Annotated in this window: 17 protein-coding genes and 1 pseudogene; 12 read left to right on the plus strand and 6 right to left on the minus strand. The window is 60.1% G+C overall.

What is annotated here, in order from left to right; translation table 11 throughout:
• Nucleotides 1-158: 158 nt before the first annotated feature.
• From R0140_RS13165 to hpxK, 6 genes are read left to right on the plus strand one after another with little or no spacing between them, the layout of a single operon-like run.
• Nucleotides 159-944: a transporter substrate-binding domain-containing protein gene (locus R0140_RS13165; RefSeq protein WP_004143665.1), complete on the plus strand. Its 786-nt coding sequence runs from the start codon at nt 159-161 to the stop codon at nt 942-944.
• A 9-nt stretch (nt 945-953) separates the two neighbouring features.
• Nucleotides 954-1,619 (plus strand): amino acid ABC transporter permease, encoded by a 666-nt coding sequence (locus tag R0140_RS13170; RefSeq protein ID WP_004176117.1) that lies wholly within the window; start codon nt 954-956, stop codon nt 1,617-1,619.
• On the plus strand, nt 1,619-2,275 hold the full coding sequence (locus R0140_RS13175) for an amino acid ABC transporter permease (protein WP_004179948.1): 657 nt from the start codon (nt 1,619-1,621) through the stop codon (nt 2,273-2,275). Before R0140_RS13170 ends, R0140_RS13175 begins: the two co-directional genes overlap by 1 nt.
• A complete protein-coding gene (locus R0140_RS13180) occupies nt 2,256-2,993 on the plus strand; it encodes an amino acid ABC transporter ATP-binding protein (protein ID WP_004179947.1) in 738 nt (245 codons plus the stop codon). The genes R0140_RS13175 and R0140_RS13180 overlap by 20 nt, the downstream gene beginning before the upstream one ends.
• Nucleotides 2,994-3,008: 15 nt before the next feature.
• A complete protein-coding gene (locus R0140_RS13185) occupies nt 3,009-4,250 on the plus strand; it encodes a pyridoxal-phosphate-dependent aminotransferase family protein (RefSeq protein WP_032740606.1) in 1,242 nt (413 codons plus the stop codon).
• Nucleotides 4,247-5,506: an allantoate amidohydrolase gene (gene hpxK, locus R0140_RS13190; RefSeq protein ID WP_117126972.1), complete on the plus strand. Its 1,260-nt coding sequence runs from the start codon at nt 4,247-4,249 to the stop codon at nt 5,504-5,506. Before R0140_RS13185 ends, hpxK begins: the two co-directional genes overlap by 4 nt.
• 32 nt (nt 5,507-5,538) lie before the next feature.
• On the opposite strand, the gene R0140_RS13195 is transcribed toward hpxK, so the two are convergent.
• Nucleotides 5,539-6,516, minus strand: coding sequence for an NAD(P)H-dependent flavin oxidoreductase (locus R0140_RS13195; RefSeq protein ID WP_023297647.1), 978 nt, complete (start codon nt 6,514-6,516; stop codon nt 5,539-5,541).
• Between the two features lie 174 nt (nt 6,517-6,690).
• On the opposite strand from R0140_RS13195, the gene R0140_RS13200 reads away from it, so the two are divergent.
• Complete coding sequence (locus R0140_RS13200) at nt 6,691-7,596, plus strand: LysR family transcriptional regulator (RefSeq protein ID WP_173818448.1); 906 nt, start codon at nt 6,691-6,693, stop codon at nt 7,594-7,596.
• Between the two features lie 87 nt (nt 7,597-7,683).
• A complete protein-coding gene (locus tag R0140_RS13205) occupies nt 7,684-8,172 on the plus strand; it encodes a hypothetical protein (RefSeq protein WP_025712450.1) in 489 nt (162 codons plus the stop codon).
• A 232-nt stretch (nt 8,173-8,404) separates the two neighbouring features.
• Here R0140_RS13205 and R0140_RS13210 read toward each other — a convergent pair whose 3' ends face one another.
• Complete coding sequence (locus R0140_RS13210; RefSeq protein WP_012541688.1) at nt 8,405-9,505, minus strand: NADH:flavin oxidoreductase/NADH oxidase; 1,101 nt, start codon at nt 9,503-9,505, stop codon at nt 8,405-8,407.
• 107 nt (nt 9,506-9,612) lie between these two features.
• Nucleotides 9,613-11,220, minus strand: coding sequence for an FAD-NAD(P)-binding protein (locus tag R0140_RS13215; RefSeq protein ID WP_023340169.1), 1,608 nt, complete (start codon nt 11,218-11,220; stop codon nt 9,613-9,615).
• Between the two features lie 276 nt (nt 11,221-11,496).
• Here R0140_RS13215 and R0140_RS13220 point away from each other — a divergent pair, with 276 nt between their 5' ends.
• Complete coding sequence (locus tag R0140_RS13220; RefSeq protein WP_032735641.1) at nt 11,497-12,729, plus strand: MFS transporter; 1,233 nt, start codon at nt 11,497-11,499, stop codon at nt 12,727-12,729.
• 40 nt (nt 12,730-12,769) lie between these two features.
• Here the strand turns inward: R0140_RS13220 and R0140_RS13225 are convergent, their stop codons facing one another.
• Nucleotides 12,770-13,684 carry a DMT family transporter gene (locus R0140_RS13225; RefSeq protein WP_032735638.1) on the minus strand — a complete coding sequence of 305 codons (915 nt, stop codon included), beginning with the start codon at nt 13,682-13,684 and terminating at the stop codon, nt 12,770-12,772.
• A 203-nt stretch (nt 13,685-13,887) separates the two neighbouring features.
• Between R0140_RS13225 and R0140_RS13230 the strand changes: the two genes are divergently transcribed.
• Nucleotides 13,888-14,988 carry an iron-containing redox enzyme family protein gene (locus tag R0140_RS13230; RefSeq protein WP_048964917.1) on the plus strand — a complete coding sequence of 367 codons (1,101 nt, stop codon included), beginning with the start codon at nt 13,888-13,890 and terminating at the stop codon, nt 14,986-14,988.
• On the opposite strand, the gene R0140_RS13235 is transcribed toward R0140_RS13230, so the two are convergent.
• Complete coding sequence (locus tag R0140_RS13235) at nt 14,964-15,542, minus strand: TetR/AcrR family transcriptional regulator (RefSeq protein WP_032754419.1); 579 nt, start codon at nt 15,540-15,542, stop codon at nt 14,964-14,966. The two genes, R0140_RS13230 and R0140_RS13235, sit on opposite strands and share 25 nt — an antisense overlap.
• 336 nt (nt 15,543-15,878) lie before the next feature.
• Between R0140_RS13235 and R0140_RS13240 the strand changes: the two genes are divergently transcribed.
• Together R0140_RS13240 and R0140_RS13245 are read left to right on the plus strand one after the other, a co-directional pair.
• Nucleotides 15,879-16,067, plus strand: coding sequence for a hypothetical protein (locus tag R0140_RS13240; protein WP_048964918.1), 189 nt, complete (start codon nt 15,879-15,881; stop codon nt 16,065-16,067).
• A 69-nt stretch (nt 16,068-16,136) separates the two neighbouring features.
• Nucleotides 16,137-16,715 (plus strand): annotated as a pseudogene (locus tag R0140_RS13245) (GNAT family N-acetyltransferase).
• Nucleotides 16,716-16,752: 37 nt separating this feature from the next.
• Here R0140_RS13245 and oxlT read toward each other — a convergent pair.
• Nucleotides 16,753-18,051 (minus strand): oxalate/formate MFS antiporter, encoded by a 1,299-nt coding sequence (gene oxlT, locus R0140_RS13250; RefSeq protein ID WP_012968194.1) that lies wholly within the window; start codon nt 18,049-18,051, stop codon nt 16,753-16,755.
• Nucleotides 18,052-18,086 lie beyond the last annotated feature (35 nt).

Genomic DNA, 18,086 nt, shown 5'->3' on the forward strand with positions numbered 1-18,086 from the left:
CGCCGCCGCTCGCTGAACACTTTCCCGTTAACGCTTGTCCTTTCTCACTTTTTGTTTTAATTCCTCGCCAACACTCGCCTCGTCTGTATCTGGCACATTAGTTGCAAAAACAGATTCAAAGAATCTTTTGTTTCATGCTAACGTAACGGGTAAACATCATGAAGAAACTGTTGATCGCACTGGCCGGGGCCGCTTGTCTCCTTTCGTCTGTTTCTGCCGCGCAGGCTGACCAGCTCCAGGATATTGAAAAACGCGGCGTCATTCGTATTGCCGTGCCTCAGGATTTTCCGCCGTTCGGCTCGGTGGGCACCGACCTGCAGCCGCAGGGGTATGACATCGATATGGCGCGCTATCTGGCGAAATCGATGAAGCTCAAGCTGCAGCTGGTCCCGGTGACCAGCGCCAACCGCGTGCCGTATCTGCAGACCGATAAGGTGGACCTGGTGATCTCCAGCCTCGGCAAGAACGCCGAGCGCGAGAAGGTGATCGACTTCAGCCGCGCCTACGCGCCGTTCTTCCTCGGCGTGTTTGGCCCGAAAGGGGCGGAACTGAAGGACGCGGCCGCGCTGAGCGGCAAAAGCATCGGTGTGACCCGCGGGGCAGTGGAAGATATGGTACTGACCAGCGTGGCGCCGCAGGCAGCGCAGATTAAGCGCTACGAGGATAATAACACTACGCTGTCGGCTTACCTGTCCGGTCAGGTGCAGTATGTCGCGACCGGCAATCTGGTGGTGGCGGCCATCTCCCGGCAGAACGCCGACAAAGCGCCGGTGCCGAGCTTTATGCTGAAGGACTCGCCGTGCTTTATCGGTCTGAAAAAGAACGAACCGGCGCTGAAGGCGAAAGTGGATACCCTCATCGAGCAGGGCATTAAGGACGGCACCCTCAACGGTCTGTCTGAGAAGTGGCTGAAAGCGCCACTGCCTGCCAGCCTCGGCGCGTAAGGTCTGGGGATGACGGAGCAACTTCATTTCTCTGAGCTCTGGCCGCACTGGCCGGAGCTGCTGGCCGGCCTGTGGGTGACGGTGCAGTTGACGGTGCTGGCGACGATCGGCGGACTGGCGATCGGCATCCTCGGGGCGGCGATCCGCAGCGGGCGCCCGGGAATGCTCAGCCGGGTATGGGGCGGATATGTGGAAATCATCCGCAACACGCCGTTTGTGGTGCAACTCTTTTTTATCGTCTTTGGTTTACCGAACCTTGGACTGAAGATGACCGCCGGTGAAGCGGCGCTGCTGGCGATGGTGGTTAACCTCGGCGCCTATAGCACCGAGATCGTCCGCGCCGGTATTCAGGTGACGCCGAAGGGCCAGTGGGAAGCCGGTCGCGTGCTCGGGCTTAGCCGGACGCAAACCTTCGTTCGCGTCGTATTGCCCCCGGCGCTGCAGCGGATTTACCCGGCGCTGGTCAGCCAGTGCATCATCGTGATGCTCGGCTCGTCAGTGGTGTCGCAGGTCTCCTATGAGGAGCTGACCTTCGCCGCCAACCTGATCCAGTCGCGGACATTTTTGAGCTTTGAGGTCTATCTGGTGACCACCGGGATCTACTTAGCGTTATCGATAGCGATGCGCCAGCTGCTGATGGCGGCGGGGCGTAAATGGCTGGGGGTACAGGCCTGATGACCACTTTTACTGACTGGGACATTATCCGCAACCTGCTGCTGGCCGGCCGCTGGACGGTGCTGCTGTCGCTGGTCGCGTTCACCGGCGGGGCGCTGGTCACCTTACCGTTACTGCTGCTGCGCCTCACCGGCGGACGCCAGGTGAAACGGTTGATCCGCGGCTACATCGAGCTGTTTCAGGGCACGCCGCTGCTGATGCAGCTGTTTCTGGCATTCTTTGGCGTGGCGCTGTTCGGCATCGACGTCTCGGCGTGGACCGCCGCCTCGGTCGCTCTGACGCTCTACACCAGCGCCTTTTTGCTGGATATCTGGTTCGGCAGCATTCGCGCGCTGCCCAAAGGCCAGTGGGAGGCCTCGCGGTGTCTCGGGCTGAGCTTCGGCCAGACCTTGTACCGCGTGGTGGCGCCGCAGGCACTGCGCATTGCCATCGCGCCGACGGTGGGCTTTGCCGTACAGGTGATCAAAGGCACGGCGCTGGCATCGATTATCGGCTTTGTGGAGCTGACCAAGGCCGGGACGATGCTGACCAACGTCACTTATCAGCCGTTTAAAGTGTTTGCCCTGGTGGCGCTGGGCTATTTCATTCTGTGCTATCCGCTGTCCCGCTACAGCCGCTATCTGGAGAACAAATTCAATGCCTCTCATCACCATTAATCAGATGCAGAAGTACTACGGCGACAACCATGTGTTGAAGGGCGTCGATCTGGATATCGACATGGGGGAAGTGATCTCGATCATCGGCCGCAGTGGCTCGGGTAAAAGCACCCTGCTGCGCTGTATCAATGGTCTGGAGGGCTACCAGGAGGGCAGTATCAAGCTCGGGGGCATGACCATCACCGACCGCGATTCACAGGCCCGGGAGATCAGCCGCTCTATCGGCATGGTGTTCCAGAATTTTAACCTGTTCCCGCACATGACGGCGCTGGAGAACGTCATGCTGGCCCCGCGGCGGGTGCTGAAGAAGTCCCAGGCCGAATGCCGGGAGCTGGCGCAGCGGATGCTGGAGAAGGTCGGTCTTGGCGACCGTCTGGATTACTATCCGGCCAATCTCTCCGGCGGCCAACAGCAGCGCGTGGCCATTGCCCGGGCGCTGGCCATGTCGCCGAAAGTTTTACTCTGTGACGAAATCACCTCGGCACTCGACCCGGAACTGGTGGGTGAAGTGCTGAAGGTGCTGGAGCAACTGGCGGCGGAAGGTATGACGCTGATCCTCGTCACCCATGAAATGAATTTTGCCCGCGAAGTGGGCGACCGCGTGGTGTTTATGCATCAGGGACGCGTCTGGGAGCAGGGCGACAGCAAAACGCTGTTCGCCAGCCCGCAGACCAGCGAACTGAAACAGTTTATCTCCTCGGTGCGCGGTCTTAACTAACGTAAGGAATGGCAGATGGATATCACTCAGTTTTCGCAAATTAACCCGCCGCAGCGCCTGCTGATGGGGCCGGGGCCGATCAATGCCGACCCGCGCGTGCTGCGCGCCATGTCGAGCCAGCTGGTTGGCCAGTACGATCCGGCGATGACCCACTACATGAATGAAGTCATGGCGCTCTACCGCGGTGTGTTTCGCACCGAAAATCGCTGGACGATGCTGGTCGACGGCACCTCGCGCGCCGGGATCGAAGCGATTCTGGTGTCGGCGATCCGTCCGGGTGACAAAGTGTTGGTGCCGGTGTTCGGCCGGTTTGGACATCTGCTGTGCGAGATCGCGCGTCGTTGCCGGGCAGAGGTGCACACCATCGAGGTGCCGTGGGGCGAGGTCTTTACGCCGGATCAGGTTGAGGACGCGATCAAGCGCGTGCGCCCGCGCCTGCTGCTCACCGTGCAGGGCGATACATCCACCACCATGCTGCAGCCGCTGGCGGAGCTGGGGGAGATTTGCCGTCGTCACGATGTGCTGTTCTATACCGATGCCACCGCGTCGCTCGGCGGTAACCCGCTGGAAACCGACGCCTGGCAGCTTGACGCCGTGTCCGCCGGGATGCAGAAGTGCCTGGGCGGTCCTTCCGGCACCTCGCCCATCACCCTCAGCCCGCGGATGGAAGAGGTCATCCGCCGCCGTCGTTGCATTGAGCAGGGGATCCGCACCGACGCCCACCACGATGGCGTCGACGAGATGATCTACTCCAACTATTTCGATCTCGGCATGGTAATGGATTACTGGGGGCCGGAGCGCCTTAACCACCATACCGAAGCGACCTCGGCGCTGTTCGCCGCCCGGGAGTGCGCGCGCCTGATCCTCCAGGAGGGACTCGACAACGGCATCGCCCGCCACAAACTGCACGGCGATGCGCTGCTGAAGGGCATCCAGGCGATGGGGCTCGAGACCTTTGGCGACCTGCGGCACAAAATGAATAACGTGCTAGGGGTGGTGATCCCCAACGGGGTCAACGGCGATCAGGTACGCAAACTGATGCTGGAAGATTTCGGCATTGAAATTGGCACCTCGTTTGGTCCGCTGCACGGTAAAGTCTGGCGCATTGGCACCATGGGCTATAACGCGCGTAAAGACTGCGTGATGCAGACGCTCAGCGCGCTGGAAGCGGTCCTGAACTACCTCAAGTTCACCACCACTCAGGGCGCGGCGATGCAGGCGGCCTGGGATCACTACCGCACCGAGGCCACCCTATGAGTGATACCGCCCGCCAGCAGGCGGAGAGAGAAGCGGCTGCCAGCCGGGTGATGGCGCGTGCCGATCGGCTGGCCACCCTTAGCGAAACCGCCGATGCCCTGACCCGGGTCTATCTGTCGCCCGAGCATCTGCAGGCCAACCAGCTGGTGGGCCAGTGGATGCAGGCTGCCGGCATGATGGTGTGGCAGGACAGCGTCGGCAACATCTGCGGACGCTATGAAGGACAACAGGAGGGGGTGCCGGCGGTGCTGCTGGGCTCTCATCTTGACACCGTGCGCAACGCCGGGCGCTACGACGGCATGCTCGGCGTGCTGGCGGCGATTGAGGTGGTCCAGCGTCTGCACCAGCAGGGGCGACGGCTGGCAAAGGCAATCGAGATCGTCGGCTTTGGCGATGAAGAGGGCACCCGCTTTGGTATTACCCTGCTCGGCAGCCGCGGCGTCACCGGCACCTGGCCTGAAAGCTGGCTGTCACAGTGCGATACCGACGGCGTGAGCGTCGCCCAGGCGCTGGTGAATGCCGGACTCGATCCGGCGCGGATCGGCCACGCGGCCCGTCATCCGCGGGATATCGCCGCCTATCTGGAACTGCATATCGAGCAGGGGCCGTGCCTGGAGCAGGCGGGGCTGGCGCTCGGCGTGGTGGAGGCGATTAACGGCGCCAGACGGCTGAACTGCCGCTTTACCGGCGAAGCTGGCCATGCCGGCACGGTGCCGATGCTCCACCGCAAGGACGCCCTCGCCGCGGCGGCGGAATGGATGGTGCAGGTGGAAAACCTGACCCGGCAGCGCGGCGGTAACCTGGTGGCGACGGTCGGCACCCTGCGCTGTGCGCCGGGCGCGGTGAACGTGATACCGGGCGAGGTGCAGTTGACGCTGGATATTCGCGGCCCGCAGGATGCGCCGCTGACGGCGCTGCTGGATGAGCTGCTGGGCGAGGCGCAGGCCATTGCCGGGCGTCGCCAGCTGCGTTTCGCCGCCGAGGAGTATTATCGCATCGCCGCCACCGCCTGCGACAGTCACCTGCAGGCGGTGCTGGGTGAGGCGGTGATGGCGGTGCAGGGGCGTTCGCTGACGCTGCCGAGCGGCGCAGGGCATGACGCCATCGCCATCGCCGAGCGCTGGCCATCGGCCATGCTGTTTGTGCGTTGCCTGGGGGGCGTCAGCCATCACCCGGCGGAGTCGGTCACCGCCGCCGACGTCGGACTGGCTATCGACGCTTTCTCCCGGGCGGTAGAGAAGGTGGCCGACGCCTGATCGCGCCGGTTGCCGAGCCCCGGCTGGCGGCTTCAGACCGCCAGCTGGTTGACCACCTCGGCGACAGAGGTGATGGCATGGATGTTGCCGATCCCCGCGCCCACCGAGATATACCCCTCATCAGTATTCCCCTCCAGCATGCCCAGCCGCATCCCGCGCAGACCGCCCATCGCCTGGGCCAGCTCGGCTTTTGAGGCGCCGGCACGATCCATGGCTACCAGTGTGTCGCTCAGTTTGCCGGGCAGCGCGCGGTAGTAGTCCGGCAGGGTACGGAACAGGCGCAGATCCAGACCGTTGGCGGCCACAATTTTCGCTTTCACCGAGTCGGGAACCCGGCTTTCGATGGTGCTGATAAATACCGAGCCGGCGAAAACCCCTTCCGCACCGAGGGCGTGGACGGCGCGCGCGCCCCGGGCGTCGGTGATCCCCCCGGCGGCCATCACCGGAACCCGCTGTACCGCGTCAACGATCAGCGGGACGATGGTGAAGGTCCCGAGGGCGGTACCCGGCAGCGTGCCGCCTTCGTCGAAGCCGGTGGCGACAATAATATCCGCGCCGGCCTGCTCCGCACGGCGGCTGTTCTCCGGCGTCGGGTTGATGTCACGATAGATAATGGTGATCCCGGCGGCTTTCAGTTCGTCGAACAGCGCCGGTTTTAACGAACCCTCGCCGTAGCCGGTGTAGACCACCACCTTAACGCCTTCCTCTTTGATCACCGGCAGGATCGCCGGCGTCCAGATATCGTTTTCCGCCGTCGGGATCAGGTTGACGCCAAAGGGTTTCTCGGTCAGCTGTTTGGTTTTGCGGATCTCTTCGCGCATTTTCTCGGCGGTGGCCTCCGGGGTGGAAACGGCGGTTGCCGCCGTCAGTCCGGCGTTCGGGCCCAGCACGCCAAGCCCACCGGCGTTGCCGACGGCCACCACCAGACGAGCATCGGTTAGCCAGGAGAGGGGCCCCTGGACCACCGGTTTTTCAATACCCAGAATGCGGGCGACGCGGTTAGGTTGCATGATATTTTTCCTTTTATGTTAATAAGTTATAAATCTCTTCGCCCCAGCGATGCGGCAATGAGGGCAGTGTAGGCGTCTTTATTGTTTTAAAAAATGAGCAAAAACTTTCATCACTATTATTAAATTAGTAATAATGTGAACTGATGAAGAGGTGGGAGGCGGGCCATCATGCAAATGAATCTGTTTGAAAATATTACAATTTTTATTGAAATCGTCGATGCCGGCAGCTTTGCCCAGGCGGCGGAAAATTTGCAGATCCACCGACCGGCGGTGACCAAAGCGCTGCAGCAGCTGGAGCAGGAGAGCGGGGTCCGGCTGCTGCAGCGCACCACCCGGCGTCTGTATCTTACGCCGGAGGGGGAAGAGTTTTATCGTCGCAGCAAACCGTTGCTCTCCCAGGCCGACGATCTGCTGGAGTCGTTCGCGCCGGACCGGCCGATCCGCGGTCAGCTGCGCGTTGATATGCCGATCGCCTTTGCCCGGCTGCTGGTGATCCCGCATCTGCCGGATTTTTATCAGGCCCATCCGGAGGTGGAGATTGTCCTCAGCAGCTCCGACGTACGCCGGGATATGCTGCGCGATGGTCTGGATTGCCTGCTGCGGGTGGGGGATCTTGAGGATGGCGACTATGTGGCGCGTTCGCTGGGGGAGGTGGCGTTAACCACCTGCGCCAGTCCGGGCTATCTGGCGCGCTATGGGGTGCCCGCGACGCTGGAGGACCTGCAGTCGCATCTGGCGGTGAACTGGGTGAACAGCAGCAGCCGGCAGATTATGCCCTGGCGATTCCAGACCCCGGAGGGCATCAGGCAGATCGCCATCCCCGGTAAACTGGTGCTGGACAACTCTGAAGTATTTACTGCCGCCGGGCTGGCGGGGCTGGGGATGCTGCAGGGGATGCGTTTCTTTTTGCAACCTTATATCGACAGCGGGCAACTGGTGGAAATTTTGCCGGACTTTCCGGCGCCGCGTCGACCGTTGTCGCTGCTCTATCCGCACCGGCATCTGTCGCATAAGGTGCGGGTCTTTGCCGACTGGTTGCAGGGGCTGGTAGCGACCCTGGATCGATCGGTGTCGGCTTGACTCTGCTGGCTGAGCGTTTATATATAAAATGTGAATGCTATTAAGCAATGAATCACAAAGCTGGATAACGACTTAACCTGTAAGGGAATGCTGATGAAACTCTGGAATAAAACACTACTTGCTTCCGCTCTGTGTCTGACCCTGTTTGGCTGCGACGATGCGTCGAAAGTGGATAACAAACTGGATAAGGCCAAAGATAATGCGGAGCAGATGAAGGATGCCGCGGCGGACAAAGCGCAGGCGATTAAACAGGATGCGGATAAGCAAATCGATACGCTGAAAAGCCAGGCTGACGCCGAGGCCGACCGCCTGAAGGATCAGGCCAGCGCCATCAAGGCGGAGGCGGACAAGAAAGCGGATGCCATCGCCCAGCAGGCGAAAGCCCAGGCCGATGCCGTGAAGCAGAACGCAAAGCAGGAAAGTGACCGCATAGTCAAAGAGGCGGGTCAAATCAAAGACAATGCCATCGGCGACGCCAATCAGCTCTCGGCGGAGGCGGCGAGCAAAACCAAGGCCATCCAGGACAGTATCGCGGCGGACAAACAGAACACCACGCCACCGCCCGCCCAGCAGTAACCTGCGCTGTTTGCCTGACCCGCGCCAGGAAATATAGGGAGCGGAGCCTGATAGATTGCCCGGCGGCGCTGCGCTTGCGCGGGCCTACGCAGGGGGTGGGTTGGCTGCGCAATGACCGGGCATCACCCTTGTGTAAGCCGGGCAAGGCGCCGTCGTCGCCCGGCACGTGGACCGCAATAGCATCCTGCTCAGGGGTATCTTACGATACCCCTTTTTTATGCGCGCTGCGGGTTCAACGGTTTGGCAGCAGGGTGCCTTTCAGGCCGTGTGGCTCGGAGCGCAGGTACTGCGAAGGGACGCGAACCTGGGCGCCGAGGCTGGCGGCGGCGTGCCACGGCCAGTGCGGATCGTAGAGTACCGCGCGGGCGAGGGCGATCAGGTCGGCATCGCCATCCTCCAGCGCCGCTTCCGCCTGCTGCGGATCGGTGATCAGCCCCACGCCAATCACCGGGATAGCAACCTGCTGGCGAATGTCGTGGGCGAATGGCAACTGATAACCCGGTCCGACGGTGATCGACTGCTGCGGCGACAATCCGCCGCTGGAGACGTGAATATAGTCGCTGCCCAGCGCTTCCAGCTGCTGGCTAAACTGAATGGACTGCTCGCAGTCCCAGCCGCCTTCGACCCAGTCGGTAGCCGACAGCCTGACGCCCACCGCCATGGTGTTGCCCACCGCCTCGCGGATCGCGTTAAACACTTCCAGCGGATAGCGCAGACGGTTTTCCAGAGAACCGCCGTACTCATCACGGCGCTGATTGCTGAGCGGCGAGAGAAACTGGTGCAGCAGATAGCCGTGGGCGGCGTGCAGTTCAATCAGCTCAAAGCCCAGACGCTGGGCGCGCAACGCGCTGGCGACAAACGCCGCTTTGATGCGCGCCATATCGGCAAGGCTCAGCTCGGCGGGGGCGCGGTCGCCATCGTGAAACGCCACGGCGGAGGGGGCAACGGTTTGCCAGCCACCCTCATTAAGGGCCAGCTGATGACCACCCTGCCACGGGGCCGCGCAGGAGGCTTTGCGTCCGGCGTGCCCCAGCTGGATCCCCAGGCGGATCGGCGACCAGGCCCGAATATCCTCTACCACCGCGCGCAGCGCGTTTTCGGTTTCATCATCCCACAAACCCAGATCCCCCGGCGAGATACGTCCCGCTGGTTCTACCGCCGTGGCTTCCAGAATTAACAGGCCAGCGCCGGAGAAAGCCAGCTGACCAAGATGGATCCGGTGCCAGGAGGTGGCTTTACCCTCGTCGGCAGAGTACTGACACATGGGGGCAATAACGATGCGGTTATCCAGCGCCAGCTGACCAATACGCGTCGCGCTAAAAAGATGGCTCATGAGTACCTCGTAAAAGTTAGACAGGGTCTTGCATGGGGGCAAACAGTCACTGTTTATAGCACGCCTGTTTGCCCTCCTTTATTCGGATATTGCGTTTAAGCAGCCCGCTATTCGATAAACCACAGGCGGCGCCGGCGGCCCGTCGCCTGCTGCGACACGGCACGGGCCATCGCGCTGCCAATTTCGGCGCTGGCCGTCAGCCCCTGCACAAAGGGACGATCGTGCATCAGCCAGGGAAGGGCGCCGAAAGCGACCCGGCCGCGCAGCGTCTCGGGCGCCTGCAGCGTGTAGTCATCGCCGACGTCCGGAATGTCGTCGCCGCAGGCCAGCAGCTGCTGGCGCAGCGATGGGAAGGGCAGGTCCCGGGTTTTCAACGCTTGTTGCCCGCGGGCATCGATAAACACATCGAATTCACAGCGCTGCTGATGATGGACAATCAGCGTTCGGTGAGACTCGCGCTGCAGGTCATAATCCTCGCCGAGCGCCACAATACGCAGAATACCGGCCTGGTGCAGGGCCAGCAGCCGGCGAATGGATTCCGGCGGGATGGCGGCATAGTTATCGATAAACACCCGGGCGAGCCCGCGCCGGAAGCGGCGGCTGTCCTCGTCGTTGAGTTCCGGCACCACGCTTTCAATCGCCTCGTGCAGGCGGAGAATGGCATAGCGCCAGGGCACCGTGTGGTGTTCGCGCTTATTGCGCTCCACCTCCTGCAGATTGCGTTGCGCCCACTGGAACGGGTCATGGGTGAGACGGTCGGCAAACCAGGCCTCGGCGATGCTGTCAGGCGTTAGCTGGCGCAGCCCCGTCGCCTCGCACCAGGCCGGGGCGGCATATTCCAGCTCCTGCACGACCAGCTCGAATACCCGATCCAGTAGCCCGTCACTGCCCTGCGCGACGGCAGCCTCAAGGGCGGCAGGGGTGGCGATCTCCAGCGGCTCCCATGGGATCGGACAGTAAAAATCGGCTTCCGGGAGCACCCCATTGCGCGACAGCAGGGTGATCTCCAGCGCCTCGCTGCCAGGATGGAGGGTAAAATGGGTCGTTTTGTCGTTCTCAGTATGGAAAACACCATGCTGGGCCACCACGGCGATGGCGGCATCAATGGCGCTTAAAGAGGTCCCGAGGATCCCGACCCGACAGGGCGCGATCCGGGCGTCCATCAGTCCGGTCCACGGACTGGGGAAATACTGTCGACTGGCGCGCTCTTCCTCAGGCCACAGATGGCCGGTGGCAATCGCCACCAGATCGACGATAACCGGTTCTGCCGCGCTATCAGTGTGGATGGCGATCCCGGCGGGCTGGACGGCAATATCCGTCACTTCACAGGATTCACAAACGCTAACGATGAAGCCGGCGTCCCGGGCCCGCTCTGTGAGATACAGAAAACGGTCGCGATAGTACTCGCCGAGGATCACTCGCGGCAGGAACTGGCGCTCATGCAGCGTGTGCCGCTCGAGGCCGCGCGCCGCCAGCCAGGCGTCGCTGTGCTGCTGCAGCCATTGCAGATAGGTCAGGTCGATAGGGGGGATCTCAATGCTGGCGATGTTGGCCAGCATTTGCGCCGCCGTATTATCATCGCTGTAGGGCATACCCACCCCGGCCTGCGCCTCTTTTTCAAACAGGGTGATCGCCAGCGGCTCACCACGCTTCACCAGTTCATAGAACGTGTAAATCCCCGTCGGCCCCACGCCGACGATGGCAACTCTCTTCATGATTCTCTCCCTTCCTGTGGGCGGATGCGGCATGGACAGCGGTTCATTGACGCCAGCCTGTCTTTAATTCTGGTCGAAAATTGCCGATCCGGTGGGCCGTTACACGCAATTTGAAACAAATTAGCAGGCTAATAAACTTGCCGACGGCCGGAAAAAGGGTGTAATTAACAAAAGAGCAACTTTCTATACAAACAATTTACATAAGCGGTGACACCAGCTTGCTCTGCCGGACGCCGCGCAAGCTCCCGGCAACCCCGTCGGGATAGGGATGACAAGATGCATGGCTGGACTTCACGACAGCGCAACGCGGCGATTGCCAGTTTTTTAAGCTGGACGCTCGATGCTTTCGATTTCTTTCTGTTGGTCTTTTTACTGAGCGATATCGCCCACTCGTTTCACGTCGACCTTGAAGAGGTCACCCTGGCGATTCTGCTTACCCTGGCCGTGCGGCCGATAGGCGCGCTGATTTTCGGCAGGGCAGCGGAAAAGTATGGTCGCAAACCCATTCTGATGCTGAATATCGTCTTCTTCTCCGCTTTTGAGCTGCTCTCCGCCGCCGCGCCGTCGTTGATGCTGTTTTTTCTGCTGCGGGTGCTGTATGGCGTGGCGATGGGCGGGATCTGGGGCGTGGCCTCGTCGCTGGCGATGGAGACGATCCCCGACCGCTCGCGCGGTCTGATGTCCGGTCTGTTCCAGGCGGGATATCCCTTCGGCTATTTGCTGGCGGCCGTCGCCTACGGCCTGCTGTTTGAACAACTCGGCTGGCGCGGGATGTTTGTGATTGGCGCCGCGCCGGTGCTGCTGCTGCCGTTTATCTATTTCTGCGTCGAGGAGTCCCCGGTTTGGCTGGCGGCCCGGCAAAGTAAAGCGAGCACGGCGCTGCTGCCGGTACTGCGTAGTCACTGGAAGCTGTGCCTGTACCTGGTGGTGCTGATGGCGGCCTTCAACTTTTTCTCCCACGGGACGCAGGATCTCTACCCGGTCTTTTTGAAAGTCCAGCACGGCTTCGAGCCTAAAACGGTCAGCATCATCGCGGTCTGCTACAACATCGCCTCGATTATTGGTGGAGTGTTCTTCGGTTCGCTGTCGGAGAAGATTGGCCGACGCAAAGCGATTATGATCGCTGCCCTGCTGGCGCTGCCGGTCATTCCACTGTGGGCTTTCGCCAGCGGCTCGCTGGCGCTGGGGGCGGGGGCGTTTCTGATGCAGTTTATGGTGCAGGGGGCCTGGGGAGTGATCCCCACCTGGCTCAATGAACTGGTCCCGGCCAACACCCGGGCGGTGCTGCCTGGCTTCGTCTATCAGCTGGGTAATCTGCTGGCTTCGGTGAATGCCACTCTCCAGGCGTCAATCGCCCAGCATCATGGGCATAACTACGGTCTGGCGATGGCCCTGGTGGCCGGTACGGTGGCGATTGTCATTACCGTCCTGACCTTCTTTGGTCGCGAGGGACGGGTGATCCAGCCCGCAGGAGCGGGACATCGCCAGCCGCTCTCCACCAGCCGTTAACTTCTGCTGCCGGGCGTCGTCAGGCGCCCGGCAGCGTACGTTAGCCGCGCAGACGAATTGCCGCCGCCTGCCGTTTCTCCAGCGAGCAGATCCCAATCCCCACCATGATAAACAGGGCGCTGAACAGATGCCAGGCATGCGGCTGGGTATGCAGGAAGAGGATGCTCAACACCCCGCCGGAGAGCGGGATGATATGGGTGTAAATTTCTCCCCGGGTGGCGCCAATCGCGGCGATACCTTTGTTCCAGAACAGATAGGCCAGCCACGACGGGAAAATCACCAGATACGCCAGGCCGCTGAGGAAAAACGGCTCGCGCCAGGCGGCCCAGTCCTGCGCCGGGTGGCGCATCAGCCAGAAGATGAAGATGGGCAGCAGGATCAGGGCGCCGAGCAGCGAGCTGACGGCGACAAAGCCATTCGCCGGGATCCGGCGGTCCTTCAGACGTAATAGCGAGCAGTAGAGCGCCCAGCTCAGCGCCGACCCCATGGCCCACAGATCGCCGACGGAAAAGGTATGCAGCGAGGTGGCATGCAGTGGGTTCCCCTGGAATAACAGGATCATCACGCCAAGGGTGCTGAAGATGACCCCCAGCCAGTTGCGGGCCGATACCGGGTCACGGAAAATCAGCCGGTTAATCAGCAGCACCATGCTTGGCGTGGCGGACATATAGATGGCGGCGTTGAGGGCGGAGGTGGTTTGCAGGCCAATATAGAGCGTGAGCGGGAAGCTGACCTGGCCACAGAGCGTTAGCACCAGCACCGCCGGCGCGTTTTCCCGCAGCAGGTGGCGGCTGGCGGCGATCTGCCGGCGGTAGAGCAGGCCCAGCAGCAGCGCCGTCAACGCCCATCGCGCTTCGGTCATCAGGATCGGATCCACGCCCTGAACCAGCACGTGACCGACCACGTAATTTCCCCCCCAGAACAGGGCGGCCAGCGTCAGTAACAGATAGGGCATGCTGATTCCTTGCGTCGCTTATCACTGTACTAGATGGTAACTTTAATAATTTTATAATATCAATATTTTTATAGTGGTCTTTTGTTTTATTTATTAAAAGTAGTTATTTTACAATATGATATTTGTTATTCCTAAATTTTCGTTGCCGCGTTGCGAACGGTACTATACCGTATATTTGCCATGCATTTAACAGGGACAAATCCATGCGTAACACAGAAAATGGGGTCATTGGTAGTGACCAGACCGCGGTGATGGCCAGGCTGGCACTGGATGAGTTAATTGACCAGCTTCTGCACAGCAACGCGCTGTCGCTGAAGCTGACGGCCAACCCGCTGGTGGCCGACAGAGCCTGGCATCTGACTGAGAATACCTGCATCCGCGCCTTCTCCGCTGACGATCCACAGGCCAAAAAGCGGGCTCACCATGCGCTGTTCATCCTCTATCAGTCCTGGCTTGCCGACCCGCTCTCGCCAGCGGCAGCCAATCAGTTTCATCCGCTACTCTCCGGGATCAGAAACTACATTGAGTCCGAGTGGCTGCGGGCGGAAAGCAAACGTTTCCACCGCCAGAGACCGGTGCTTAACGCCGGCAATATCGTCGACGAACTGCGCGCCTTATGCCAGCAGCACCCGGCGTCTCATCATCCGCTGTTCGATTTCCTTGCCAGCGAGGCCTCCGCGGCGCAGATCGACTATTTCTTCAAAAGCGACAGCGCGCTGAATCTGCTGTTCTTCGATCTTGTGGCGATGGGGCTGGTCGGTTCGCTGCCGGAAACCCGCGCCGAGATTGCGCAAAATCTGTGGGATGAGATAGGTCAGGGCAGCACTGAGATCACCCACGTCAATCTGTATAAGGATTTACTGAAGCGGCGGAATATCGCGTTGCCGGACAATCATTTTGCCCATTTGTACGACTGGCAGGGGCTGGCCGGGTATAACGCCTTTATGCTGGGCGGCGTAAACCGTCAGCATTATTACAAATCGCTGGGGGTCATGGCGATGACCGAGCTGCTCGACCCACCGCAGTATGAAAAACTGGTGGCGGGCTGCCGGCGGATTGGGCTTTCCGATCGCGACGTGCATTACTATGCCGAGCATATCACCGTCGATATCGGTCATGCGGACGGCTGGCTGAACAATGTGATTGTGCCGATTGGCAAAAAACATCCGGCGGCGATGGAGGAGGTCTACTTTGGCGCCGCGCTGCGCCTGCAAACCTGCAACGATTACTATGATTGCCTGCTGGCGGCCCTGCAGTCGCTGGACGGCAGCGCATCATCTCACAGCGTTCCGCCTTCTGAGTAAATAAGCGCTTTGGCTGCGCTCCAGGCGGTGATCCCCGGTGGGATCTCCCGGCATTCGACGGACTCGGCCTGCTGAGCGGCGATAGCGCCATCGATGAGCATCACCATCATCATGGCGACCCGCTCGGCAGGTTCCGGTTTTAACACCTGCAGGAGGATATCGCGGAAGAACTGCCAGAGAAGCGACTTGAACCGGGAGCACTGCTCCCGGATCGCCGGCGATGACGCGCCATATTCAAACAGTGCGCGGGTAAACATGCAGCCGTGGAACGTGTCGCAGATAAACCAGCGATGGTAGTAGTCGAACACGGCAAACAGCTTCTCCCGCGCGCTGGCTTTATCCGCCGTGATCTGCGCCAAATCCTGCATAAATTCGCTCTCTTTCTGCTTGAGGATAGCCAGAATGAGCGCCTCTTTATCGGCGTAATAGCGGTAGAAGGTCATTTTGGAGATGCCGGCATGTTCAGCAATCCGCTCGATGCTGGGCGACTGATATCCTTCGCGATTAAACAGCGCGCTGGCGTGGCGGAGAATGTCCGCTTGTTTTGGCTTCATGCGTTTTCCTGTCGAATGTTCGCTGTCACGACTGCCGGTGACACGGCCGTCCTGCGACAGCGGTGCATTATGCCGGATCTTGCCGCCAGACGGGCAAAAAGTAAATCAGCCGCGGTTTATGCGGCGTCGGTTCCCTCAACAAAACAAGATTGCGTAGACATGCACAAGTCATGTCCTTATGTTTCCGAACCGGCGTATTATTCGGACCTTTATACACATAAGCTGTGAATGATGTACTTTCTGATAGCCATTATTTCTGAAGTCTGAGACGGTTACAGCAGGACAGGCATCGAATGAGGGTATTACAGACATCATTACCAGGATGATCCGATAACTATGATGAATCTTATTAAAAGATTGCTGCGAAGAATATTCAGGTCGTTAATATCATATTATGGCCCAGCTGTATTGACCATCCTCTTCGCCGTGGCGCAAGGGCTCTTTTTTCCAAAGACGCCTCTCTGGCTTGCTCCCCTGTTTTTCGTATTTGTTATTGTAATGTTTTATCGGTTTGTGAAATTTTAATATCGAAATTTAACTTTATATTAAATTGACAAGGAAGTGCGATGGCTGGGTTGAGGCTAGCAGGTTAAGATGGCCCCGCGATTGCCTGTCTCATTAAGAAGAAGAGAAGAGATGATATTACCCCTGACCACGCCCCGGCTGCTGCTGCGCCGGTTCAGAACGGAAGATCTGCCGTCTTTCAGCCATTAGCGCAATCTGCCGGAGGTGGCCCGCTTTCAGAGCTGGACCCACTACGGCATGACAGAGGCGACAGCCTTCTATGAACAACAGCATTCGCTGGCCTTTGCTGAGGATGAGAGCTGGTTCCAGCTTGCCGTAGAGATCCAGGCCAACGGTGCGCTGGCGGGAGATGTGGGGATCCACTTTTTCGATCAGGGCAGACAGGCCGAGCTGGGAATGACCTTTTCCCCGACATATCAGCATCAGGGGTATGCCCGGGAAGCCATGCGGGCGGTGATGGCCTTACTCTTTGAACAGTTAGCCCATCACCGGCTGATGGCGGTGGTTGATACCCGCAATTCCGGCGCGATCAAACTCCTTGAAGGGCTGGGCTTTCGTCGCGAGGCGCATTACCGGCAGAATATCTTTTTTAAAGGCGAGTGGGGCGATGAGTACCTGTACGCGCTGCTGCGCAGCGAATATCCGTGAAGTGACGGGCGAGCCGTCACTTCTGTCAGCGCTGCAGTTAGCTGTGCTGGCGGATAAAGCGCGCGCGCCACGGTTTTAGCACCCACAGCGCGAGGGCGGCGGTGACAAAATCAAGGCCAATCGCGCAGCTGAAGACTACATGCCAGCCGTGGGTGTACTGATAGAGCAGTGCCGCCAGCGGGCCGCCGAAGATTGACCCGATGCCCTGAGAAATATACAGCCAGCCATAGTTGGTGGCGGCATGCTCGCTGCCGAACGTATCGGTGAGTGTCGACGGGAAGAGAGAGAAGATCTCCCCCCAGCCAAAGAACACCACCCCGGAGAGCAGGACAAACAGCAGCGGATCTTCCCGGCACGCCAGCCAGAGCATCATCGCCACGCCTTCCAGCGCAAAGGCGATAAACATGGTTTGCTCGCGGCCGAAGCGGTCGGAAATAAAGCCAAACAGCGGCCGGGTTAAGCCGTTAGTAAAGCGGTCTATCGTTAACGCCAGCGGCAGCGCCGCCATGCCAAACACCACCGCCTGGCTAATGCCGAAATCCTCGGCGAACACCGCCATCTGCGAAGTGACCATCAGCCCGGAAGTCGACATCATCGCCATCATGGCGAACATCAGCCAGAACAGCGGCTGGCGCAACATTTCCCGGGAAGTAAACGATCTGCTGCTCTGCGCCACCGTCTGACTGACGGGCTGGGAGACAGCGGGCGGCGGCAGCTTCAGCCCCTGACTGGCGAGGAAGCCGACGAGGGCGAAAAGGATCCCGAAAGTCGTCATCGTGTGTTCAAGGCCGTTAGTGGTCAGCGACAGGGAGATGGGGAAGGTGGTTATGATGGCCCCCATCCCGTAGCCCGCCGCCACCGCGCCGGCGGCAAATCCCCGCTGCTGTGGGAACCATTTGACCATCAGGCCGACAACGCCGATGTAGACGATCCCGGTCCCGAGGCCGCCCATGCAGCCATAAACCAGCCAGAGCGTTGCCAGGCCATTCACCTGCGCGGAAAGCACCCAGCTCATTCCCGCCATCACCGTGCCAATAGCGATCAGCCGCCGTGGGCCAAACTTTTCCACTAACCGCCCCTGAAAAGGGGAAAAGAAGGTCTGCAGGATGATCAGCAGCGAGAAGGTGACCTGCAATTCTGGCAAACCCACGCCAAGCTTGGCGGCCAGAGGTTTTGTCAGCAGCGTCCAGACATATTGCGGACTGGAAATGGCGGCCATACAGATCAAGCCCAGCACCAGCTGGCGCCATTTGCCATATTTCGGGGTAACCAACGGTTCGCTGAGTGTCGTCATGTTGTTCTCCGTTTTCAGTAAGCAGGCTTCCGTGAAACGCATCCACCCTGGATGCCTCACGGAAAGGGGAAGGTGGC

Origin of the sequence: Klebsiella sp. w6 (assembly GCF_033100215.1) — a bacterium.
Classification (GTDB): Bacteria; Pseudomonadota; Gammaproteobacteria; order Enterobacterales; family Enterobacteriaceae; genus Klebsiella; species Klebsiella variicola.